The 22,659-nt window shown below is 37.5% G+C and carries 19 protein-coding genes; 13 read left to right on the top strand and 6 right to left on the bottom strand.

Going from position 1 to position 22,659, the window contains the following annotated elements; genetic code table 11:
* Positions 1 to 3 precede the first annotated feature (3 nt).
* The 9 genes from ABH942_RS07305 to ABH942_RS07265 all read left to right on the top strand — a co-directional run bounded on the left by ABH942_RS07305 (position 4) and on the right by ABH942_RS07265 (position 10,634).
* Positions 4 to 447, top strand: a complete 444-nt coding sequence (locus ABH942_RS07305; protein WP_370030611.1) for a hypothetical protein — start codon at positions 4 to 6, stop codon at positions 445 to 447.
* Positions 448 to 503: 56 nt separating this feature from the next.
* Positions 504 to 1,202, top strand: a complete 699-nt coding sequence (locus tag ABH942_RS07300; protein WP_370030609.1) for an ABC transporter ATP-binding protein — start codon at positions 504 to 506, stop codon at positions 1,200 to 1,202.
* 38 nt (positions 1,203 to 1,240) lie between these two features.
* The gene (locus tag ABH942_RS07295) at positions 1,241 to 3,664 is read left to right on the top strand and encodes an ABC transporter permease (RefSeq protein WP_370030607.1); all 2,424 of its coding nucleotides are present in this window, start codon (positions 1,241 to 1,243) and stop codon (positions 3,662 to 3,664) included.
* Between the two features lie 34 nt (positions 3,665 to 3,698).
* The gene (locus ABH942_RS07290) at positions 3,699 to 6,131 is read left to right on the top strand and encodes an ABC transporter permease (protein WP_370030605.1); all 2,433 of its coding nucleotides are present in this window, start codon (positions 3,699 to 3,701) and stop codon (positions 6,129 to 6,131) included.
* Complete coding sequence (locus ABH942_RS07285; protein ID WP_370030603.1) at positions 6,124 to 7,428, top strand: TolC family protein; 1,305 nt, start codon at positions 6,124 to 6,126, stop codon at positions 7,426 to 7,428. The genes ABH942_RS07290 and ABH942_RS07285 overlap by 8 nt, the downstream gene beginning before the upstream one ends.
* Positions 7,429 to 7,582: 154 nt before the next feature.
* Positions 7,583 to 8,710 carry an Mrp/NBP35 family ATP-binding protein gene (locus tag ABH942_RS07280; protein WP_140000827.1) on the top strand — a complete coding sequence of 376 codons (1,128 nt, stop codon included), beginning with the start codon at positions 7,583 to 7,585 and terminating at the stop codon, positions 8,708 to 8,710.
* A gap of 78 nt (positions 8,711 to 8,788) precedes the next feature.
* Positions 8,789 to 9,028, top strand: coding sequence for a NifU family protein (locus tag ABH942_RS07275; RefSeq protein ID WP_056071984.1), 240 nt, complete (start codon positions 8,789 to 8,791; stop codon positions 9,026 to 9,028).
* Positions 9,029 to 9,231: 203 nt separating this feature from the next.
* The gene (locus tag ABH942_RS07270; protein WP_370030601.1) at positions 9,232 to 10,284 is read left to right on the top strand and encodes an NAD(P)/FAD-dependent oxidoreductase; all 1,053 of its coding nucleotides are present in this window, start codon (positions 9,232 to 9,234) and stop codon (positions 10,282 to 10,284) included.
* 23 nt (positions 10,285 to 10,307) lie between these two features.
* Positions 10,308 to 10,634, top strand: a complete 327-nt coding sequence (locus ABH942_RS07265; protein WP_370030599.1) for a ferredoxin — start codon at positions 10,308 to 10,310, stop codon at positions 10,632 to 10,634.
* A 51-nt stretch (positions 10,635 to 10,685) separates the two neighbouring features.
* Here the strand turns inward: ABH942_RS07265 and ABH942_RS07260 are convergent, their stop codons facing one another.
* The 3 genes from ABH942_RS07260 to ABH942_RS07250 form a co-directional block, all read right to left on the bottom strand.
* Positions 10,686 to 12,071 carry a T9SS type A sorting domain-containing protein gene (locus ABH942_RS07260; RefSeq protein WP_370030598.1) on the bottom strand — a complete coding sequence of 462 codons (1,386 nt, stop codon included), beginning with the start codon at positions 12,069 to 12,071 and terminating at the stop codon, positions 10,686 to 10,688.
* 235 nt (positions 12,072 to 12,306) lie between these two features.
* Positions 12,307 to 13,089, bottom strand: a complete 783-nt coding sequence (locus tag ABH942_RS07255) for a DUF3050 domain-containing protein (protein WP_370030597.1) — start codon at positions 13,087 to 13,089, stop codon at positions 12,307 to 12,309.
* A gap of 75 nt (positions 13,090 to 13,164) precedes the next feature.
* Positions 13,165 to 14,343, bottom strand: coding sequence for an acyl-CoA dehydrogenase family protein (locus ABH942_RS07250; protein WP_370030596.1), 1,179 nt, complete (start codon positions 14,341 to 14,343; stop codon positions 13,165 to 13,167).
* Between the two features lie 339 nt (positions 14,344 to 14,682).
* Between ABH942_RS07250 and ABH942_RS07245 the strand changes: the two genes are divergently transcribed.
* Positions 14,683 to 14,883: a hypothetical protein gene (locus ABH942_RS07245; protein ID WP_370030595.1), complete on the top strand. Its 201-nt coding sequence runs from the start codon at positions 14,683 to 14,685 to the stop codon at positions 14,881 to 14,883.
* Positions 14,884 to 14,972: 89 nt separating this feature from the next.
* On the opposite strand, the gene ABH942_RS07240 is transcribed toward ABH942_RS07245, so the two are convergent.
* The 3 genes from ABH942_RS07240 to ABH942_RS07230 form a co-directional block, all read right to left on the bottom strand.
* Positions 14,973 to 15,635, bottom strand: coding sequence for a tRNA1(Val) (adenine(37)-N6)-methyltransferase (locus ABH942_RS07240; protein ID WP_370030594.1), 663 nt, complete (start codon positions 15,633 to 15,635; stop codon positions 14,973 to 14,975).
* A gap of 84 nt (positions 15,636 to 15,719) precedes the next feature.
* Positions 15,720 to 16,244 carry a ribosome maturation factor RimM gene (gene rimM, locus ABH942_RS07235; RefSeq protein ID WP_370030592.1) on the bottom strand — a complete coding sequence of 175 codons (525 nt, stop codon included), beginning with the start codon at positions 16,242 to 16,244 and terminating at the stop codon, positions 15,720 to 15,722.
* A 13-nt stretch (positions 16,245 to 16,257) separates the two neighbouring features.
* Positions 16,258 to 16,830 carry a 30S ribosomal protein S16 gene (locus ABH942_RS07230; protein ID WP_140000817.1) on the bottom strand — a complete coding sequence of 191 codons (573 nt, stop codon included), beginning with the start codon at positions 16,828 to 16,830 and terminating at the stop codon, positions 16,258 to 16,260.
* 229 nt (positions 16,831 to 17,059) lie between these two features.
* Here ABH942_RS07230 and ABH942_RS07225 point away from each other — a divergent pair, with 229 nt between their 5' ends.
* The 3 genes from ABH942_RS07225 (at position 17,060) to trxA (ending at position 22,631) form a co-directional block, all read left to right on the top strand.
* Entirely contained in the window at positions 17,060 to 17,527 is a 468-nt protein-coding gene (locus ABH942_RS07225) for a DUF6252 family protein (protein ID WP_370030590.1), read from the top strand.
* Between the two features lie 171 nt (positions 17,528 to 17,698).
* On the top strand, positions 17,699 to 22,198 hold the full coding sequence (gene dnaE / locus ABH942_RS07220; protein ID WP_370030589.1) for a DNA polymerase III subunit alpha: 4,500 nt from the start codon (positions 17,699 to 17,701) through the stop codon (positions 22,196 to 22,198).
* A gap of 115 nt (positions 22,199 to 22,313) precedes the next feature.
* Positions 22,314 to 22,631 carry a thioredoxin gene (gene trxA, locus ABH942_RS07215; RefSeq protein ID WP_056072021.1) on the top strand — a complete coding sequence of 106 codons (318 nt, stop codon included), beginning with the start codon at positions 22,314 to 22,316 and terminating at the stop codon, positions 22,629 to 22,631.
* Positions 22,632 to 22,659: the final 28 nt, after the last annotated feature.

The following is a 22,659-nucleotide window of genomic DNA, read 5'->3' as shown; positions in this document are numbered from 1 at the left end:
ATTATGCAGAAATTTTTAATAGCATTAGCATTCTTGATTCTGAGCTTTTTTCAGCTTTATGCTCAAAAAACAGAATCGGTTACAAATAAATATATCAGAGCTTATGGGACACATTTTACGGAGCCTGTCAAAGATAAAAAATGGGCAAATGAAAATGGTAGCTCTTTTACAAAAGCAAAATATTCAGAATATGAAGGCGAAACTTTTGTAAAAATCACCACTTCAAAAGAGATCAATACTTTACTGAAGTATGCTATCAAAGTAAAAAAAGGAACCTTAGAAATGATTGTAGTAGATAGCCGGAATGAAGTGCTGTTTCAGAAATCATTTTCTAAGGACGAAAAAGGCGAAACGGAAGTACTGTTTCAGGAAAACCAGGAATATAAAATTAAATTTATTGGACAACAGACTGCGGGATCGTATTTCTGCCAATGGATAGAAAAATAAATCATCATCAGTTTCAATCATCAATTAAAAAACGAACACTTAAAAAAAACAACATCATGATCAAAATTCAGAACCTTTCAAAAGTATTTAGAACAGAAGAAGTAGAAACCAAAGCACTTAATGAAATTTCATTAGAAGTAAAACAGGGCGAATTTGTAACCATTATGGGTGCTTCCGGCTGTGGAAAATCTACATTGCTAAACATTATCGGTCTTTTAGACGATGTTACTTCTGGCAGTTATCAATTATTGGGTCAAGAAATCCGTGGACTAAAAGAGAGCGAAAAATCAAAAATAAGAAAACAGAATATTGGTTTCGTTTTCCAAAATTTTAACCTGATTGACGAACTTTCTGTCTATGACAATATCGAATTGCCTCTGATTTATAACAATGTAAGTGCTTCTGAAAGAAAGAAAAAAGTAGAAGCTATGGCAGAGCGTCTTGCTATTTCTCACCGATTAAGACATTTTCCACAACAGCTTTCAGGAGGACAGCAGCAAAGAGTTGCAGTAGCAAGAGCATTAATCAATGATCCTAAAATTATATTGGCTGATGAACCTACAGGTAACCTGGACAGTAAAAATGGAAATGAAGTGATGGAGCTTTTGACAGATCTGCATGCTAATGGAGCCACAATTTTGATGGTTACCCACTCTGACTACGATGCTTCTTTTTCTCAAAAAACAATACTGATGAAAGACGGTATCGTTCTTTCAGAGAAATTGAACAGCAGAAATGTGAACGTTTTAGCGTAAGGCAGTATAAGAATTACAAATCTCAAAAAGTAAATCGTATGCTTTCAAACTGGCTAAAAATATTTTTGTACCAAATCCGAAAAAACAAGCTGTTTACGGCCCTGAATATTTTAGGGTTAAGTATAGGTATTGCAGGATTGGTATTTTCCATTTTATATTGGAATGACGAGCAGTCGTATAACGCATGGAATCCTGAAAATGAAAATGTGTTTCAGGTGGTTAACGACCAGCCAAGGTCCGGATTTCTGGCCTATAACGTGATGCCTTTGGGAACCCGTTTAAAAGAAGTCTCGCCAGAAGTAGAAGAATATTGCAATTTTTATCCAGCCTATACCGGAGCGCTTGTTGAATATGCGGACAAAAAAGAACTGGTATCAAAAGTGCTAAAATCGGAAGGAAGTTTTTTCTCTTTTTTCCCTTTTGAATTTATCAGATCAAATGCCAAAACAGCTCTTAAAGAAAAAAATAATGCGGCAATTTCAGAAGAAACAGCCCAGAAATTATTTGGTGATGAAGATCCTATAGGCAAATCCATAAAAGTAGGTGAAACCCATTGTGTCGTTGGTGGTGTGTATAAGATTTCGGGAAAGTCTTCCGTAGAACCAGCAATCGTAATACGTGAGGAATTTGAAGCGGATATCAAAAAGAACGCTGAAAGTTGGGGAGCTCATACCGTTTTTTTAGTTGTCAAATTAAAGAATCCGGCAAACAAAGAAATGGTTGAAAAACAGATTCGCCAGATTTATGTTGACAAACAAGCGACAAAAGATGCTAAAGAAAAAGGAATTTCTACGGAAGCATTTATCAAAAACTACGGATTGGACGTCCCATATCTGGAACAACTAAAAACGGCAAGACTGCATTCAAAAGTAAACAATGGCTATCAGGAAGGAAGCGGCAATTATCAGTTTCTTCTGATTATGCTCGGACTTTCGGTATTGATTTTAGTCCTTTCGATTGTAAACTATATAAATCTGGCAACGGCAAATGCAATAAAGCGTGCCAAGGAAGTTGGTGTCCGTAAAATTATCGGAGCTGCAAAAAGACAGATTGTCTGGCAGTTTTTATTTGAAACAGTAATCACCACTTCCTTTTCAATTCTTTTTGCTCTGGTAATAGTAGAGTTGCTGCTTCCGTATTATAACGAATTCTTGTCGAAGAACATGATTCTGAGTAGCGGTCAGTTTTATATCCAACTAATTGGAGTTTTTCTTCTGACAGTTATTGCCGCAGGAGTTTTTCCGGCACTCTATATAGCCAATTTTGATGTACTAAAGGTGCTAAAAGGGAATTACAGCCGAAGCAAACGAGGTATCTGGCTTCGAAACGGAATGTTGATTTTTCAATTTGCGATAGCTTCATTCTTTATCATAGGTTCCTACATTGTCTATCAACAGGTGAATTTTATGATGGACAAAGATCTTGGATTTAACGGTAATCAGGTAATCGATGTTCCTTTTAACGAAGCGAAAAATCCGGCCGATTATGAAATGATCCGTAATGAATTGCTTAGAATAAAAGGAGTAGAAGGAGTTTCAACCGGGAACTTTTCCTTTGGAGGTGGAGGCTATTTTACTACAGTTTTCGATTATAAAGGAAAAGATATTGAAGTCGAAAATATGTCAATGGAATTTGGCCTGTTTGATCTGATGGGAATCCAAATGGCTAAAGGAAGAGAACTTTCTGAAAAATACGCTTCGGATACGATCAATTCTGTAATTATCAATAAAACGACTGCTGCTTTGATGGGTGAAAAAGACCCGATAGGAAAAGAGTTTGATTTTAGAGATGACGGTGATAAGCCAGGTATTAGAAGATTGAAAGTTGTGGGTGTTGTTGAGGACTTTAATTCCTATGGCCCGCAAAGAGAAATTCCTCCAATGCTTTTTTATCATCTGAAAACGGTTTCTGAAAGTAGCTATTTGAGCAGGATTTATGTAAAAATTTCGCCTGAAAACATGGAGCAAACGATTTCTGAAATAGAAAAATTCTGGTCGACAAAACTAGATACAAGATATCCTTTCCGATACGATTTTGTTGATAAGAGTTTTGCAAGAACATATCAAGGCTATGTCAGCCAAAGGAACCTGTTTTCAGTATTGAATTTTGTTGTTATCCTGATTGCTCTTTTTGGATTGTTTGCCCTGGCTTCTTACTCCATCCAAAACCGGATGAAAGAAATTGCTATCAGAAAAGTACTGGGAGCAGAAACCAAAACGCTGCTTGCAACACTTTCAAAACAATATGTGGTGTTCTGTGTCATAGGTTTTGTAATTGCTTTGGCTCCGGCTTACCTGCTATTGAACAAATGGCTGGAGAATTTTGCTTATCGAATTGATATTTCTCCAATTCCATTCATCACAGGCCTTTTCTTCCTGATGGCACTGACACTAGCAGTAGTGATTTCAAAGGCATATCAGGCCACAAGGATGAATGTCCTGAACTATTTAAAATACGAATAAACCCGAATGGGATAATTAATTAATAAAAGAGATTATGCTGAAGAATTGGCTAAAAATATTTTTATATCAGATTAAAGACAATAAGATTTTTACAGCTCTAAATATCTTGGGATTGAGTATGGGAATTGCAGGATTGGTTTTTGCCATCCTCTATTGGAATGATGAACATTCGTATAATGAATGGAATCCTGATAAGGAAAGAATATTCCTTTCTATTTCTGATCTTGGCGAAAACATGCTTTGGGCTACCAATCTGGCAGGTTATGAGCCTTATCTTAAAGATTATGATGAACTGGAATCCTACTGCTATTTTGATGCAGATTATGAGGAAGATATGGTAAGCTACAAGAGAAAAAAGGAAACTTTGAAAATCACAGATGCTCAGAAAACTTTTTTCGAATTTTTTCCATTTGAATTTATAAAAGGAAGCGCAAAAAATGCTCTGGCTGATAATAACAGTATGGCATTATCAGAAGCAGCAGCCCAAAAATTATTCGGGAATGAAGATCCAATAGGGAAAGAAGTTACCTATTCCGAAAAAAAGTATGTTGTAAGAGCATTATATAAAGTTCCAGGCAAATCTTCTATGGCACCAGAGGTTGTTATTAGCACAATTGATAGAAGATTGGAAGGAGATAGGACACAATGGGGAAATTTTAATTATGGGTTGATGCTCAAATTAAAAAATCCGGAACAGACAGAGTCGGTAAAATTGAAATTAGAAAGACTGATGCATGAAAACAGAGAGCTGAAATGGGCAAGAGAAGAAGGGATTACACCAGAACAATGGAGGAAGAGAAATAGCGAAGGCCAAGTCTCTAAAATTATTTTAGAACCATTGACAGCGGCAAGATTGCATTCTGTGACGTCAAATTATGGAGAAGGAAGGGGAAGTTATCAATTCTTGTTAATAATGATGGGATTGTCTCTTTTAATTTTGACGCTTTCAATTGTAAACTATGTAAATCTGGCAACAGCAAATGCTATAAAAAGAGCAAAAGAAGTAGGAGTTCGAAAAATAATTGGGGCTACGAGAGGGAATATTGTCAAGCAATTTATTTTTGAAACAGCTTTGATGGCAGGTTTTGCGATCCTAATTTCATTGGTAATTGTAGAGCTTTCATTGCCCTATTATAATGAATTTTTAGGAAAAGACCTGATTATCCATAGCGGACAGTTCTATCTTCAAATTGTGCTGATATTTGGTTTGGTGGTATTACTTGCAGGTATCTTCCCAGCAGTATATGTATCAAATTTCGAAACTTTGAAAGTACTGAAGGGCAATTTTGGCAGAAGCAAGAACGGAATCTGGCTTAGAAATGGTATGCTAATCCTGCAATTTGCCATTGCCTCTTTCTTTATTGTTGGGTCGTATATCGTTTACGAACAGGTTTCCTATATGAGTTCTAAAGATTTAGGTTTCAAAGGAGATCAGGTCGTTCAGGTTAACTACAGAAATCCGTATGATTTTAAAGAAAAAGGCTATCTGGAAAAAATAGTACTGCGCTATGAAACTATCCGTCAAGAACTACTAAAAATTAAAGGAGTAAAACAGGTTTCAATTGGGTCTTTTGATTTTGGAGGTGGCGCTCAGGCTTCTTCAGGGTATGAATATAATAAGAAAGCAATCCAAGGAAGAAATATGGCAATTGATTTCGATTTGCTAAGCATGATGAATATAAAACTGGCAAAAGGCAGAGACCTTTCTCCTTCGCTTTCAACAGATACGATGCAAAATATTCTTATCAATGAGGCCGCTTTACGTTTGATGAACGAAAAAGATCCGATAGGTAAAGAAATCAACTGGAATGATAAAAAACTAAAAATTGTGGGTGTTGCAAAAGATTTTCATGTCAGTGGCCCTCAGGAAGAAATTCCTCCAATGACCATTTTCCACTATAAAACCATTCCGTGGATGATTCAGAATGCACATCAGATTTTTGTGAAAATAGATGCGGAACATATGGAAAGTGCGATGAAGGAAATTGAAAATTTCTGGATAAAGAAAGTCGATGCAGAATATCCATTTAAATATGATTTTGTAAATAAGAGTTATGCAAGATCTTATCAGGCCTATGTGAATCAGAGGAATTTATTTTCATTGCTAAACATGGTTGTGATTTTTATAGCACTTTCCGGTTTGTTTGCCTTGGCTTCGTATTCTATCCAACGTAGGATGAAAGAAATAGCCATTCGAAAAACTTTGGGAGCAGAAACGAAAACGCTGCTAAAAGAACTTTCCAAGCAATATGTGGTTTTCTGTGTAGTTGGTTTTCTAATAGCTTTATTCCCGGTTTATTTTCTGCTAAGCAAATGGCTGGAGAATTTTGCCTACCGCATCGATATTACGATTGCTCCGTTTGCTATAGGCTTTGTTGCGCTTTTGTTGTTGATGCTGATTGTAGTGTTGTCGAGAGCCTATCAGGCTACGCGGGTTAACGTCTTGAAATATCTGAAATATGAATAAGAAATTAATTTTGAGCTTGCTCCTAATTACTTCGAGCATTTTTGTTAATGGCCAGGAGAATTCCTGGTCATTGCAAAAGTGTTTCACTACGGCTTTGCAAAGTAATATTGATATAAAAATCAAACAGCTCGAAATCAATAGAGCCAAAAAGCTGTACACCCATCCGCTTTTAGAGTTATTTCCAACAGTAAATTTGACAGGCAATCACAGTTATAACTTTGGTTCGACCATTGATCCCAGTACAAACAACAGGGTGAGTTCTGATATCCAATATGACAATATGAGTTTGGGAGCCAATATGAGTCTTTTAAATTTTGGAAACCTTGCTGTTGCTCAAAGAGACAAGGTCAACATTGAACTGGCTCAGGCAGATAAAGAAGTCATAGAGTATGAATACAAGTTGCAGTTATTGGAAAAATATTTTGATGTCTTGTTTTCGCAGGAATTGGTCAAAATCCAAAAGGAGCAGATCCAAAATACAACCTTTAACTTAGAGCGAATCAAGAAAGAAGTAGAAATTGGCAATAAACCAGAAAGTGATTTGTATGATATCAAACTAAGTTTCTCGCAAGATGAAAAACGTTTGCTTGAAGCGCAGCAATTGTTTGAAACCCAAAAATTGCAGCTTTTTCAATTAATGAATTTTCAGGTAGAGAACCTTGAAACCATAACTTTTGAAGTTTATCTGGCAGAAGAAACAGAACCTATAAACGAGCCGCTTTTTAAAAACCCAAAAATCGAATATGCTGAACTGTCGTATAAAAGTTCCAAAAAACAAATTTCAATTTTAAGATCGGAGAATCTACCTTCTATTATAGGATATTATAGTCTTTCGACATTTTATTCTTCGCCAATAAATCAGCCTAACGATAATATGCCAAGTTTTAAATCTCAATTTGACGATAATAAGAATCATGAAATAGGACTAAGACTCAATATTCCTGTATTTAACGGATTTAAAAGAAACAGGCAGATTACAGCATCAAAAATTGAAGCTGAGAAAGTCAAATTGGTTTCAGAACAGGAAAAAATCAAGATACAGCAGCAAGTTGAATTGGAAACTACCCGAAAAAAGCAATACGTCCAATTGACTTCAAACTTGCAAAATACGCTGTTATATGCCAAAGAATCATTCAGGACTACCCAAGCAAAATTTACCAGCGGAAAAGTAGATGCTGTAATTTATACTTCGGTAAAAAACCAATTGCTGTCTTCTGAATATGATTTTTTGAAGAATAATCTACTGGTACAGTATGCTTCTCTGAAGATTAACCTGATCCAAAAAAACGAATTGTAATTTCTTTTTAAGGCGATAATCGGTTTAGTCCAAATTCGTCTATCTAACCATAAACTTTTTCAATCTATTAACTTTACATTACAAAGTTTTCATGCTATCTTTGCAATTTAAAATCAGTCTAATTTAAAGGCTTGAAAAAGAGAGCTATACAAAAATGAAAATAGATAGGAAAGAAGTTCTTAAAGCATTGGAAACTATTACCATTGCTGGAGAAGGTAAAAATATGGTAGAAAGCGGTGCAGTTCAGAATGTACTTACTTTTGGAGACGAAGTAGTCGTAGAACTTACGCTTACAACACCAGCGCTGCATATTAAAAAACGTGCAGAAGCTGATGTTATCAAAACAATACACGAAAACATTTCAGCAGAAGCCAAAGTAAAAGTCAACATAAAAGTTGAAACTCCTGAAAAAACCGAGATCAAAGGAAAATCCATTCCGGGAATCAAAAACATTATTGCTGTAGCTTCCGGTAAAGGAGGCGTTGGTAAATCAACTGTTACTGCAAACCTGGCAGTAACATTGGCAAAAATGGGCTTTAATGTAGGCGTATTGGATGCGGATATTTACGGTCCGTCAATGCCAATTATGTTCGACGTAGAATCTGAAAAACCAATTTCAGTTACTGTTGACGGAAAATCTAAAATGAAACCAATCGAAAGCTATGAAGTTAAAATTCTTTCGATCGGGTTTTTTACGGCACCAAGCCAGGCTGTAATCTGGAGAGGACCTATGGCATCAAAAGCGCTAAACCAGATGATTTTTGATGCAGACTGGGGAGAATTGGATTTCATGCTAATCGATTTGCCACCAGGAACAGGTGATATTCATTTGTCAATAGTTCAATCATTGCCAATCACAGGAGCCGTTGTAGTGAGCACACCACAGGCTGTTGCATTAGCTGATGCGAAAAAAGGAGTAGCTATGTTCCAGTCGGATTCAATCAATGTTCCAGTTTTAGGGATTGTTGAAAATATGGCTTATTTTACACCTGAAGAATTACCTGAAAATAAATATTATATCTTTGGAAAAGAAGGAGCTAAGAACCTTGCGCAAGATCTTGAAGTTCCATTCTTGGGAGAAGTTCCAATTGTACAGTCAATTCGTGAAGCGGGAGATTACGGTCGCCCGGCTGCTTTGCAGACTGCTTCTCCATTAGAAAAAGTTTTTGAAGATATTGCCAGAAACGTAGTTCAGGAAACTGTATATAGAAATGAAAACCTGCCGCCTTCAGAAGCTGTAAAAATTACGACTATGGCTGGATGCTCAGCAGTAAAAAAATAAGATGTTAGTATGCCATAGGTTATATTAATTAGCCCATAGGCAAACTAAAAATCTAAAGTTTGTTCAAAAAACAACATTATGACAACAGAAGAAATCAAATTAAACGTAGAGAAGGCATTGGATGAAATCCGTCCATTTCTTGAGTCGGATGGAGGAAACATTTCGCTTATCGAAATTGAAGACGACAAACATGTCAAAGTGCGTCTTGAAGGTGCCTGCGTAGGTTGCAGCGTCAATCAGATGACATTGAAAGCCGGCGTTGAAACTACCATAAAAAAATATGCACCGCAGATCGAGACTGTGGTAAATGTAGCTTAAAAATAAGCATGCGTCAGGCAACACTGTTGCCTGATTTTTTTGCTGTAATCTTATAAGATTGCTCAGTTGTGCTGCGTTTTCGGGACAAAAATGTTTTCGTAATAGCGCTTAAGCATGCGATGACATGATATTTATCATACAAAATCACTCTTGGTTTCCTGAATTTTGTATCAGAAACTTAGAACCCTCAGAATTTTTTTAAAATGATTGAAACAGATATACTAATAATCGGTGCCGGACCAACAGGTCTGTTTACCGTTTTTGAAGCAGGACTGCTAAAACTAAAATGCCATATCATTGATGCCTTGCCTCAGCCGGGCGGACAGCTGTCAGAACTTTACCCTAAAAAACCTATTTTCGATATTCCAGGCTATCCATCTGTATTGGCAGGTGACCTTGTTGATAACCTTATGGAACAGATCAAACAGTTTCAGCCAGGATTTACATTAAATGAAAAGGCAGAAACTATTCAAAAGCAAGAAGACGGAACTTTTATAGTAACTACTGATAAAGGAACTGCGCATCATTGCAAAGCCGTTGCAATTGCCGGTGGTTTGGGAAGTTTTGAGCCAAGAAAACCGCTGATTGAAGATATTGAATTCTACGAAGATAAAGGAGTTGAATATTTCGTAAAAGATCCGGAATTGTTCAGAGACAAAAGAATAGTAATTGCCGGTGGAGGTGACTCTGCTTTGGATTGGAGTATATTTCTTTCTAATGTGGCTTCAGAAGTTACACTTATCCATAGAAGAAATGAATTCCGCGGAGCACTGGATTCTGTAGAAAAAGTACAGGAACTAAAACATGCCGGCAAAATCCGTTTGATAACTCCGGCAGAAGTTACCGGATTAAACGGAGCGGAACATCTGGAATCAATCGATATCGATGAAAACGGAGCCCATAGAAATATCAAGACAGATTATTTTATTCCGCTTTTTGGATTATCGCCTAAATTAGGAGCGATAGCTAACTGGGGACTTGAGATTGAAAAAAATGCGATCAAAGTAGACAACTCATTGGATTATCAGACCAATATTGAAGGGATTTATGCTATTGGCGATGTCAATACCTATCCTGGCAAATTAAAGTTGATTCTTTGCGGTTTCCACGAAGCTACATTGATGTGCCAGAGCGTATACAATAAATTAAATCCGGGTAAAAAATACGTATTGAAATATACTACTGTTTCAGGCGTTGACGGATTTGACGGAACAAGAAAAGAAGCTGAAAAAGCAGTCGTGAAATCGATAGATTAATCAGGCTGAATTACCATACACAAATGGATGTTACTATAAAAATAACCGATAGAGAAGGAGCTTTGCATGAAGTTCAGGCTCCGACGGATATGAATATGAATATTATGGAACTGGTTCGGGCCTACGAATTGGCGCCGGAAGGAACTATTGGTGTTTGCGGAGGCATGGCTATGTGTGCTTCCTGCCAGTGTTATGTTCTTAATGATGTTGCCCTTCCTGAAATGGGAGATGATGAAGAAGCGATGCTCTCAGAGGCGTTCTTTGTCAAGTCTAACAGTCGTCTTGGCTGTCAGATTCATATCACTGAAGAACTGGATGGATTGGAAATAGAATTAGCTCCGGAATACTAAAATAAAAAAAGCCTTCGAAAGAAGGCTTTTTTGTTTATGTGGTGACTCAGTTTAGTTTTTTACAAACTGTAAAGTCTTTGTTTCATTACCTTTAGTAAATCGAAACATGTAGATTCCGGTAGCATAATTAGAAGTGTCTACTTTTAAGTTTCCTTCGCTAACATTTGCAGCTTGTTTGATAACTTGTCCAAGACTGTTATAAATAGTATAACTATCAGGAGTTTTAGAGCTGTCTGATACTGCAATGTTTAATACGTCGCTAGCAGGGTTTGGATATAGTTTTATTCCTTGTAATAATTCAAACGATGGATTGCTTAATGGTGGCTGACAAGCGGTTGAAGTACCTAAGGATCTTCTTCTTGGAGAATTTTGCATTACAGCCATCATCCTTGCCTTTTGATCCACGGTAAAGATATTCATGCAGGTGTCATTACTGTAATCCATATAGTTTTCTGTCATATCGATTCCTGGCGATGAAGGACATGAATCATAAGCATCTGCACAATCATAATTTTCCCAACCAGCCTGTGGTGTATCGTTACAATAGTCGGTAGGTCCACAGACTATTTGTCCTAGTTGACGGCTTCCGCCATCACCCCAGATATGTCTTAGCCCTAAAAAATGTCCTGTTTCATGTGTGGTAGTTCTACCTTTGTTAATGTCTGGATAATAACTTCCTCCAGCTCCAGCAAAATCTGATGAGCCAAAAGCCCTCCAATCAATAATTACACCGTCGGTGTTGGCTGTATATGGCCCTTGTAATCCCTGCAAGCCTGAACTACCTGGGAATTGAGCATAACCTAAGACACCATCTAAATCAAGCCCAAATTGACATACCCAAATATTATAATATTTCGAAGAGTCCCATATGGTTTGTGGTTTTAATATGGTTTCAATACTGTTTTCGTCCCATTCCGAAACTCCAAGGTCAATCCTGTCAATTCCTGTTGTGGCATTTCCACTTGGGTCAGTTTTGGCCATACAGAATTCGATTTCAACATCGGCACCAACTGGATTGGTATTGTATCCAGGTGTTCCAAGCATTTTTCGGAAATCCTGGTTTAAAACGCTAATTTGAGAAAGAACCCTAGCATTTGAAATATTCATCCCGACGCCTACGCTTTGTCCGCTGTGTATAACGTGGACTACAACAGGAATAGTTATTACGGCATTTGTACCCTCAACGCCTCTCTTTGCCATTAGTTTTGACTTGATGGCTTCTGTTTTTGGAGCTAGCCACTCTTCAAATTCCTGAGTTGTTGCTCTTTTAGTTTCTTTTTCTTGCAAAAATGATTCGTATTCTGAAGAAACACATCGAATTATTCTTGTTTTAGGGTTGATGTTTTGGACTTTTCTTCCAAAGACATTTGGTGTATTTTGTGCCAAAGCGGAAAAACCGGCAAGGCCAAGGCACAAAACAAGTGTAATTTTTTTCATGGAGATATGAAAATTGGAAATTAATAATTATGTGATATTTTGTATGCTTGTCTGTCTGCACAAAAAAACAAGCGCGCTAAGGTATAAATATCTTAGAATTTAAAAGTTAAAATTTTGAAATAATCTAAAATAAATCTAAATAATCTTTAAAGACTATCTTGACTTTTAAAGGGTTATAAGAATTTACTGCAAATTGACACGAATGGAATTTAAAATACAGTTTCCTAAAAGAGAATTAAGCCATTTCGGCTTTCATAGAAATCTGTTCTTCAATAGCATCCCAAAGACCAATTCTTCTTTCCAATGCCTGTACAGATACTTCTTTTACTTCTTGCCAACGAAGTTCATCGTTGCTGCACAATTCTTCAATCATTTGCATAGCCATTGGCCCGTGTTCGTCTGCGTCTAGTTCGATATGTCTTTCGAAATAATAAATTAGTTTTCGCAAATCAGCATTTGGGAAGTTTTCCTGGAAATTTCGCAATATTTCAGTAAACATAGAAGGGATAAGGTCTTCTCTTCCAAAAGTAAAAGCAGCTGCAATTTCGTGCGGCTTGCCTTCGTCAATAACTCGGAAGGTAAAGTCAAGAAAATCTTTTATTTTTGGATGCAGCTCGCTTTTTTTAATCGATACAAAGATATTCTGAGTTGTAATGACATTTTCTAAAAAACTCTGAATTTCCGAAATGTCTGCCCCGCAATCTTTCATCGCATCAATATACATTTCGTAATGACTTTGCCTTTTGCCATCAAGAGTCAGGTCTGTTTCTTCAGCCAAAACAATCTCATTAATCAGATAACGGATTTCTGGATTTCCTACCGGAAGCCATGGCGTAGTCGTAGAAGTCAATTTAGACTGCAATGCTTTTAAAAGTGACATAAAATCCCATACGGCGTATACATGACTTTCCAGAAACTTTCGCAAGTCTTCCAGATTTTGTATTTTTTTATACAATGGGTGATTTAATAAAATGTCTTTTTGTGGCTGTATGCTGGCGTTAATAGTGTCAATTTTCATGATGAGGGATTTTTACAAATGTAAAAAAGCTTCTCATTATAGAGAAGCTTTTTAAGATACTTTAATATTTGTTTATTACTTAAATGCAGGAATTCCGGTAATGTCCAATCCAGTAATTAATAAGTGAATATCGTGTGTTCCTTCGTATGTAATAACAGATTCTAAATTCATCATGTGTCTCATAATTGAATATTCTCCTGTAATACCCATACCACCAAGGATTTGTCTTGCTTCTCTCGCAATATTGATTGCCATATCCACATTATTTCTCTTAGCCATCGAAATTTGAGCAGATGTTGCCTTACCTTCATTTCTCAAAACACCCAATCTCCATGTCAATAATTGTGCTTTGGTGATTTCGGTAATCATTTCAGCTAATTTTTTTTGCTGTAACTGAGTACCGGCAATCGGCTTATCAAATTGAACTCTTTCTTTTGCATAACGAAGAGCCGTATCGTAACAATCCATTGCAGCACCAATAGCACCCCAAGCAATTCCATAACGTGCAGAATCCAAGCATCCTAGTGGAGCTCCAAGTCCGCTTTTGTTTGGTAATAAATTTTCTTTAGGAACTTTTACATTGTCAAAAATCAATTCACCTGTAGCTGAAGCACGAAGTGACCATTTGTTATGTGTTTCAGGAGTTGTGAATCCTTCCATGCCTCTTTCAACAATCAAGCCATGTATTCTTCCAGTCTCATCTTTTGCCCAAACTACTGCGATATCGGCAAAAGGAGCATTAGAAATCCACATTTTAGCACCGTTTAATAAGTAATGGTCGCCTTTATCTTTAAAATTGGTTACCATTCCGGAAGGGTTTGAACCGTAATCAGGCTCGGTAAGACCAAAACATCCGATAAATTCACCAGAAGCCAGTTTTGGCAAATATTTCATTCTTTGCTCTTCATTTCCGTATTTCCAGATAGGATACATAACCAATGAAGATTGTACTGAAGCGGTTGAGCGAACACCGGAATCACCTCTTTCGATTTCTTGCATAATCAAGCCATACGAAATTTGGTCTAGGCCAGCACCTCCGTATTCTTCTGGAATGTAAGGGCCAAAAGCACCAATTTCTGCCAGACCATTAATAATTTGGTTCGGGAATTCAGCTTTTTGTGCATATTCTTCGATGATTGGAGATACTTCACGTTTTACCCATTCGCGGGCAGCGTCGCGTACCATTTTGTGTTCGTCAGACAATAATTCATCTAAAAGGTAATAATCTGGAGCTTGGAAAAGATCAGGTTTCATTATTTTTTATGATTTCGATAGTCGGGCTATCTGTTTTTAACTGTTTTTTGTTTTATCCGAAAACGTTTGCAAACTTACATAAAGAATTGCAACAAAACAATCAGCGAATGTTAGAAAGTATTGTTGTAATTTTTAAGAAAGCATCTGATCATTGCATTTTTGATAAAAAATCTTAGATAAATTTAAAAGAATCCATCTCTGGTAAATTATTTTTTGGTAAATTTATCTTACAGTTTCATTTTGAATATACAGAGAATGAGTATTTTAAGATAATAGACACACTGCCTAAGTGTCTTTAAATGATTGGGCCCTATTATCATAATTTTAAACCTACAGGTTATGTTAGAAAACATTTTGAAATTAGAAGGCGTTCACAAGCTAAGCAATGGTGAGCAAAAAACCATTAAAGGAAACGGAATAATTAGAGGCGGTGGTAATGATATTATCGCATGCATTTGTCCGGGAACAGGTAATGTCGTTGTTGGGCATGCTGATAGCTGCGAAATTTTGACAAAACTTCTTTGCGCTCAAGATTCATAGTAAAGAATCCCATGGCATGAAAAATTAGTGTCTATTGCTTTCGGGTAATAGACTTTTTTGTTTGCGGTAGTTTTTGCAAATAAAAAGAATTACATCTTCAGATAAAAATCCTTTGTCAAATTGATATATTCCGGAGTGTAGTTGTGACGAGAGATTTCAATAACCAATTCGTCAATTGGAAAATTTTCTACATGATGCTTGCTAAAAGCCAACAGGCTTCTTTTGATTTCTGAGGTTGGTGTTCCTTTTACACGGGTAATTTTTACAGGGAATAAGTCAAAATCCCTTACCAAAGCAATAAATCTTTCTTCTTCCTTATAAGGTAAGATAACGGCAAAAATTCCATTCTGGGAAAGTAAAAAACCGCCAGCTTCTGCTAAATCTTCAAAGGGAAGGGCGTCGGCAAATCGTGCCAAATCACGCTGTTCATTTCCTGAAGAATAATCTTCTGTGTAAAAAGGAGGATTTGAAACAATCAGGTCGTATTGGTCACCAGTTTCCTCCACGAATTCATCCAATGCGGCATGAAAGCAAAACAATCGGTCGTTCCAGGAAGAATTTTCGAAATTGTCTACAGCCTGTTCGTAGGCATCTTCATCAATGTCAAAAGCATCAATATGTTTAGCATGGCTTCTTTGGGCAATCATCAGGGAAATGATTCCGGTACCTGTTCCAATATCCAAAACGTTATATGGATTATGTTCAATGGGAGCCCAGGCGCCTAACAATACGCCATCGGTTCCTATTTTCATGGCACAGCGATCTTGTTCTACTGAAAATTGCTTAAATTGAAAAGACATTGTAAGAATATAAAATTGTAAATTAAATAGAAATGATTAGAGATACATTTCAATCAGTCCTTCCGGAAGGTCCATAATTACTTTTCTATTGTCCCGGTCAATTGAAACCAAAAAATGGTCAATCATCGGGATCAGAATTTCTTTATCGCCATCAAGGACTTCAAATAGCGGTTGGGCTGTTGAATCGTTAATGGATTGAATTTTTCCGACAACACCTAAACGTTTGTCTTCAATTTCAAAACCAATCACTTCGTGGAAGTAAAATTTGTTGCCTTCCAGTTTTGGCAACATTTCTAAAGGAAGGTAAATCGCGTTTCCGATAAGCTCATCGGCATCGGATTCAGTGTCGACATCTTCAAAACGCACCCGAAGCAGGTCGTTTTTATGAAGCGAACTGTTTTCAATAAAAAAAGGAACCAAGTGTTTGTCGCACTCGACAAACACTGATTCCAGATTTTCGTATAACTCAGGCTCGTCAGTGTCCAAATAAACAAGGACTTCACCTTTAAAACTGAATTTTTTAGCGATTTTACCTAAATAGAAACACTCTTCTTTACGCATTATCGCATCAAAATTAAGCTTGAGTTTCTTCGTTGTTTTCTTCTGCAGCAGGAGCTTCTTCAGTTGATGCTTCAACTTCAGTAACTTCTTCTTCAACAACAGCAGCTTCCTCTTCAGCTTTAGCAGCTTCAAGTTCAGCTTGCTTAGCAGCAGCGATACGATCCTCGTTTACTTTTTTCTCAGCAGCAAGAGCTTTAGCTTTTGCATCTGCTTTAGAAGTAGAAAGGTTGTCTTTTTTCGCGTTTACTTTTCCAGCTTTTTCATCTAGCCATTTAGCTAGTTTCTCATCAGCCTGCTCTTGAGTTAAAGCTCCTTTACGGATTCCTCCGTCTAGGTGGTGCTTCAATAAAGCTCCTTTGTAAGAAAGGATAGCTCTAGCAGTGTCAGTTGGTTGAGCACCATTGTGCAACCATTTAACAGCGCTATCAAGGTTCAAGTCGATAGTTGCAGGGTTAGTGTTTGGATTGTAAGTTCCGATTTTTTCTAGGAATTTACCATCTCTTTTTGAGCGAGCATCTGCCGCTACTACCCAGTAAAAAGGTTTCCCTTTTTTACCGTGTCTTTGTAATCTAATTTTTACAGACATAATCTAAATGATTAAAGTGAGGTACACGACCTCTGTTAATTAAGGGTGCAAATATACAAAAGTTTGTAATACAAATTATTCCGTGTGCAAATTTTGTTATTTTTTACATTTTGAAATCCTGACGTTTTACGATTTTGATGTTATTTTTTTAATTTTAATTAGCATATATGCTATAAAAAACTATTTTTGTCGATGTAAAAATGATTATACATATCTATCAATTATAAATATGAAAAAGATTTTATCGCTTTTAATGCTTGTAGCTGTTTTTACTTCATGTGAAAATGATGTTACCTTTAATAATCCGTCTGTTCAGGGCAAAAAAGATAATGTTCGATGGAGGGCATCAAGTTCTTATGCAACTATTACAGGAGGAGTGATGACCGTTTATGGCAACACGCCATTTGAAACGTTGACTCTTACAACATCGTCTACTGTACCAGGAACATACACTTTAGGAGTAAACAGTGCAAATAAAGCGGCCTATACTTTTGAAGCAGATGGTGTTACTTCTACTTATGCTACGGGAACAGGCGTGGGAGATGGCCAAATCAAAATTGAGCAAAGCCCTGATGGAACTGTAACAGGAACTTTCTATTTTAACGCACCATCTACAATTCCAAATCCTGTTGGCGCAGCAGTGGTTAATTACCAAGAAGGTCATTTCTACAGAGTGCCAATTCAAGGAGCACCATAAAAAAATAATTTACAAATATAAATCCTGGCCTCGGCCGGGATTTTTTGTTTTAAGGAAAGTTTTAGGAAAAAGATTCATAGATAAGTGATATTGTTCAAAGCCTAAAATAGCTTATTTTTGTAATCTACGTTTTTTGGATTTTTCAAAAATATAAAACCTTATAAATTAGCGATGTACTTAATTTTCGATACAGAAACAACCGGATTGCCAAAGCGTTGGGATGCACCCATAACAGATACAAATAACTGGCCTCGCTGTATTCAGATTGCCTGGCAGTTACATGATGAAATGGGAAATCTGATTGAAAGCCAGGACTACCTTGTTAAGCCGGAAGGTTTTAATATTCCCTACGATGCAGAAAGAATTCACGGAATTTCTACAGAATTAGCCGCAGAAAGAGGAATCGGACTTTCTGAAGTTCTGGAGAAGTTTAATATTGCACTTTCAAAATCGAAATTTATTGTCGGACAGAACGTAGGCTTTGATGTCAACATCATGGGTTGTGAGTTTTTCCGCTTTGGAGTTGATTCAAAAATGGCCGAAATGCCCGTTTTGGATACCTGTACAGAATATACAGCCGAACTTTTAAAATTGCCGGGCGGTAGAGGAGGAAAATTCAAGCTGCCTACATTGACGGAACTGCATCAGTTTTTGTTCAACCAGCCATTTGCCGAAGCGCATAACGCAACTGCCGACGTTGAGGCGACAACACGTTGTTTTTTAGAGCTAATCAGAAGAGAAGATTTTACTAAAGAACAGCTAGATGTACCGGCTGATTATTTTACACGATTCAATGAAAATAATCCGAAAGAGATTCAGCTCATCGGATTAAAACATATCAACCTGAAACAGGCTTCTGATGAAGTGCGCGCCCGTTTGCAAAAAGCGGCCAATGAAGCCCAGCAAAAACAAACGGCAGAAAACGCTGTTTCTATAACAGATGTTGATTTCGTACATCTTCATAATCATACGCAGTTCTCGGTACTGCAATCCACAATTAGCATCGGTGATTTGGTCAAGGCTGCCGTAAAGCAGAAAATGCCTGCTGTTGCAATGACGGATCATGCGAACTTAATGGGAGCTTTCCATTTTGTGCGTGATGTGCTGAACCATAATAAAGGGGCAAAAGCAAAAAACCAATCACTTATTGATAATGGTGAAGAACCGACAGAGGTTTTAATGAAACCTATTGTTGGCTGTGAGTTTTTTGTCTGTGAAGACCATCTGGATCGTACCCGAAAAGACAACGGTTATCAGGTCGTACTGATTGCAAAAAATAAAAACGGCTATCATAATTTGGCCAAAATGTCTTCCATAGCTTATACCAAAGGTTTTTACTATGTGCCTAGGATTGATAAGGAAGTCATAAAACAATACAAAGAAGACATACTCGTCTTGTCGGGAAACCTTTATGGGGAAATACCGAGCAAGATTCTGAATATTGGAGAGCATCAGGCGGAAGAAGCGTTGCTTTGGTGGAAACAGGAATTTGGAGAAGATTGCTATATCGAATTAATGCGCCACAATCAGGAAGATGAAAATCGTGTAAATACCACTCTGATTTCTTTGGCAAGAAAACACGACCTGAAATTAGTGGCAACGAATAATATTTTCTATATCGACAAAGAAGATGCGAATGCACATGATATTCTTCTTTGTGTCCGCGACGGTGAAAAACAATCCACTCCGGTTGGTCGTGGTCGCGGCTACCGATATGGAATGCCAAATAAAGAATACTATTTTAAGTCGGGAGACGAGATGAAAGCGCTTTTTTCTGATCTTCCAGAGGCAATATACAATATTCAGGAAATCGTAGAAAAAATAGAAATCTACGATTTGGCACGCGAAGTCTTACTTCCAAAATTTGACATTCCGGAGCAATTCATCGTTTCGGAAGATGATGTTGATGGAGGTAAAAGAGGTGAAAACTTATACCTGAAACATCTTACTTATGAAGGAGCCAAGAGACGATATACGGACATCACGCCTGAAATCCAGGAACGTTTGGATTTTGAATTGCAAACGATTGAAAAAACAGGTTATCCGGGATATTTCCTAATCGTACAGGATTTCATTGCCGAAGCCAGAAAACTGGATGTTTCAGTAGGCCCGGGTCGTGGATCGGCAGCAGGGTCTGTTGTGGCGTACTGTTTAGGGATTACCAATATCGACCCGATGCTTTATGATTTGCTTTTTGAGCGTTTCTTAAATCCGGACCGTGTATCCATGCCCGATATTGATATCGATTTTGATGACGAAGGACGTGGTCGCGTAATGGATTATGTTATTAATAAATATGGCTCTAATCAGGTAGCGCAGATTATTACTTATGGAACCATGGCGGCTAAATCTTCAATCAGGGATACCGCCCGTGTTCTGGATTTGCCTTTGTTTGAAGCGGATAAGATAGCCAAGCTCATCCCGATGAACCTGAATCTGGCTAAGATTTTTACTTTCGACAATGAGCAGCTGAAAAAAGCGCTCCGTGCCGAAGAATTTGATAAAGTACAAGAGTTGATTGCGCTTGCAAATGCAGGAGATTTAGGTGGAGAAGCAATTACGCAGGCAAAATTATTGGAAGGAAATCTCCGAAATACAGGAATTCATGCCTGCGGAGTAATCATCACGCCAGATGATATCACGAATTTCGTTCCGGTTTCTACTGCAAAAGATTCGGATTTGTATGTAACGCAATTCGATAACTCGGTAGTAGAAAGCGCAGGCTTGCTAAAGATGGACTTCTTGGGTCTTAAGACCCTGACACTTATTAAAGATACCGTAAAACTGGTAAAATATAGGACAGGAATTCAATTAGATCCGGATGCCTTTCCTATTGATGATGTCAAGACGTATGAGCTTTTCCAAAGAGGTGAAACGGTAGGGATTTTCCAATACGAATCGGTAGGGATGCAGAAATACATGAAAGACCTGAAACCGACAGTTTTTGGAGATTTGATTGCGATGAACGCATTATACCGTCCAGGGCCGTTGGAATATATCCCGAGTTTCGTCCGAAGAAAAAATGGTGAAGAAGAAATCGTCTATGACCTTGAGGCCTGTGAAGAATACCTGAAAGATACCTATGGAATTACGGTATATCAGGAACAGGTAATGCTTCTGTCACAAAAGCTGGCAAGTTTTTCCAAAGGTGATGCCGACGTTTTGCGTAAGGCGATGGGTAAGAAGCAGAAAGATGTCCTGGATAAGATGAAATCCAAATTTATCGATCAGGCTGTTGCCAATGGACATGCGGCTGATAAGCTCGAAAAAATATGGAAGGACTGGGAAGCTTTTGCACAGTATGCATTTAATAAGTCGCACTCGACCTGCTATGCATGGATTGCTTACCAAACGGCTTATTTGAAAGCGCATTATCCGGCAGAATATATGGCGGCGGTTCTTTCCAACAACATGAACGATATCAAACAGGTTTCATTTTTCATGGAAGAATGTAAGCGTATGGGATTGCAGGTTCTTGGTCCTGACGTGAATGAATCCTTCTATAAATTTACGGTAAACGAAAATTATGCCGTCCGTTTTGGAATGGGTGCCATCAAAGGAGTAGGAATGGGTGCCGTACAGACCATTGTAGAAAATAGAAAAGAAGGGAAATACAAGTCGATTTTTGATTTGGCAAAACGAATTGATCTGCGTGCTGCCAATAAAAAAGCATTTGAAAACCTGGCGCTTGCTGGCGGATTTGATTCGTTTGCAGCACATCGCGCCCAATATTTTCATGACGAAGGCGATGGAATTACATTTCTGGAAAAGGCCGTGCGTTATGGTTCAAAGTTTCAGGAAAATGAAAATTCTTCACAAGTAAGCCTTTTTGGAGAAGCAAGCGATGTGCAGATTCCGGAACCGGTTATTCCGCCATGTGAAGATTGGAGTACGATGGAAAAGCTCGCAAAAGAAAAAGAAGTTGTAGGGATCTATATTTCCGGACATCCTTTAGATGATTACCGTTTCGAGATGAAGTACTTCTGTAATGCAAAATTGGAAGCCTTGAAGAATCTTGAAGCTCATGTAAACAAGAACCTGACAATTGGAGGCATCATAACCGATGTGCAGCACAGGGTTGCCAAAAACGGCAAAGGCTGGGCTTCATTTACATTAGAAGGCTATGATGAATCGGCAGAATTCAGGATATTTGGAGAAGAATATCTAAAATTCCGCCATTTCCTGATCCAGAATAATTTTACCTATATGAAAATTCTGGTACGCGAAGGTTGGGCTAATGCAGAAACCGGGAAAAAAGGTGAGCCGAGAATTCAATTTATAGGAATCCAATATCTTCAGGATGTACTGACCACATTTGCGAAAAAATTAATTATCCAAATGAATATCAGAGAACTCCACTCAGAAATGATTACAAAACTGAGCCATATTTTCCAGGCGAATCGAGGAGATAATAATGTAACTTTTGAAGTAATGGAAACGGAAAAGATCACTAAAGAAGTGCCTGTTGCCATAGAATCCAATATTGATGAAGCCGAAGCCATTCCGGATATGGAAAATGTTGAAGAGATGGAATTGAACGTTCCGGCTGTTGTAGAAGAAACCAAAGTGATTACTTACCTTTCCATGCCAAGCAGGAAACTAAAAGTGAATATTTGTGGCGAATTACTTCGTGAATTAGAAAAATTACAAGTCAATTTCAAATTAAATTAACTTTTCTAGGATAGAAATTGACAATATCTTTATAGCTAAAACTAATTTTCAATTAACAAAACATTACAGATAAAATAACTAATTTTGTAATGTAAAATTCAAAGAACAAAAAAATATGGCACAAGCAATAACAGATGCAACTTTCGAAGAAATTGTATTAAAATCAGATAAACCCGTTTTAGTAGATTTTTGGGCAGCATGGTGTGGACCTTGTAGAATGGTTGGTCCAATCATTGACCAAATCAGTACTGAATATGACGGAAAAGCTGTTGTTGGAAAAGTTGATGTAGATGCAAACCAGGAGTTTGCTGCAAAGTATGGCGTAAGAAACATTCCAACAGTATTGGTTTTCCAAAATGGAGAAGTAGTAGGAAGACAAGTTGGCGTAGCACCAAAACAAAGCTACACAGACGCAATTGACGCATTGTTATAATCGAGAGATTATATCTTAATATGCCCTT

Origin of the sequence: Flavobacterium sp. 28YEA47A (genome assembly GCF_041262125.1) — a bacterium.
Lineage (GTDB): Bacteria > Bacteroidota > Bacteroidia > Flavobacteriales > Flavobacteriaceae > Flavobacterium.
The sequence above is the reverse complement of the archived record's forward strand: the minus strand, read 5'-3'. Positions and strand labels throughout refer to the sequence as shown.

Excerpts from the sequence above, each read along its gene's own strand:
- ABH942_RS07305 (WP_370030611.1), top strand. The coding sequence starts at position 4 with ATGCAGAAATTTTTAATAGCATTAGCATTCTTGATTCTGAGCTTTTTT.
- ABH942_RS07300 (WP_370030609.1), top strand. The coding sequence starts at position 504 with ATGATCAAAATTCAGAACCTTTCAAAAGTATTTAGAACAGAAGAAGTA.
- ABH942_RS07295 (WP_370030607.1), top strand. The coding sequence starts at position 1,241 with ATGCTTTCAAACTGGCTAAAAATATTTTTGTACCAAATCCGAAAAAAC.
- ABH942_RS07290 (WP_370030605.1), top strand. The coding sequence starts at position 3,699 with ATGCTGAAGAATTGGCTAAAAATATTTTTATATCAGATTAAAGACAAT.
- ABH942_RS07285 (WP_370030603.1), top strand. The coding sequence starts at position 6,124 with ATGAATAAGAAATTAATTTTGAGCTTGCTCCTAATTACTTCGAGCATT.
- ABH942_RS07280 (WP_140000827.1), top strand. The coding sequence starts at position 7,583 with ATGAAAATAGATAGGAAAGAAGTTCTTAAAGCATTGGAAACTATTACC.
- ABH942_RS07275 (WP_056071984.1), top strand. The coding sequence starts at position 8,789 with ATGACAACAGAAGAAATCAAATTAAACGTAGAGAAGGCATTGGATGAA.
- ABH942_RS07270 (WP_370030601.1), top strand. The coding sequence starts at position 9,232 with ATGATTGAAACAGATATACTAATAATCGGTGCCGGACCAACAGGTCTG.
- ABH942_RS07265 (WP_370030599.1), top strand. The coding sequence starts at position 10,308 with ATGGATGTTACTATAAAAATAACCGATAGAGAAGGAGCTTTGCATGAA.
- ABH942_RS07260 (WP_370030598.1), bottom strand. The coding sequence starts at position 12,071 with ATGAAAAAAATTACACTTGTTTTGTGCCTTGGCCTTGCCGGTTTTTCC.
- ABH942_RS07255 (WP_370030597.1), bottom strand. The coding sequence starts at position 13,089 with ATGAAAATTGACACTATTAACGCCAGCATACAGCCACAAAAAGACATT.
- ABH942_RS07250 (WP_370030596.1), bottom strand. The coding sequence starts at position 14,343 with ATGAAACCTGATCTTTTCCAAGCTCCAGATTATTACCTTTTAGATGAA.
- ABH942_RS07245 (WP_370030595.1), top strand. The coding sequence starts at position 14,683 with ATGTTAGAAAACATTTTGAAATTAGAAGGCGTTCACAAGCTAAGCAAT.
- ABH942_RS07240 (WP_370030594.1), bottom strand. The coding sequence starts at position 15,635 with ATGAAAATAGGAACCGATGGCGTATTGTTAGGCGCCTGGGCTCCCATT.
- rimM (WP_370030592.1), bottom strand. The coding sequence starts at position 16,244 with ATGCGTAAAGAAGAGTGTTTCTATTTAGGTAAAATCGCTAAAAAATTC.
- ABH942_RS07230 (WP_140000817.1), bottom strand. The coding sequence starts at position 16,830 with ATGTCTGTAAAAATTAGATTACAAAGACACGGTAAAAAAGGGAAACCT.
- ABH942_RS07225 (WP_370030590.1), top strand. The coding sequence starts at position 17,060 with ATGAAAAAGATTTTATCGCTTTTAATGCTTGTAGCTGTTTTTACTTCA.
- dnaE (WP_370030589.1), top strand. The coding sequence starts at position 17,699 with ATGTACTTAATTTTCGATACAGAAACAACCGGATTGCCAAAGCGTTGG.
- trxA (WP_056072021.1), top strand. The coding sequence starts at position 22,314 with ATGGCACAAGCAATAACAGATGCAACTTTCGAAGAAATTGTATTAAAA.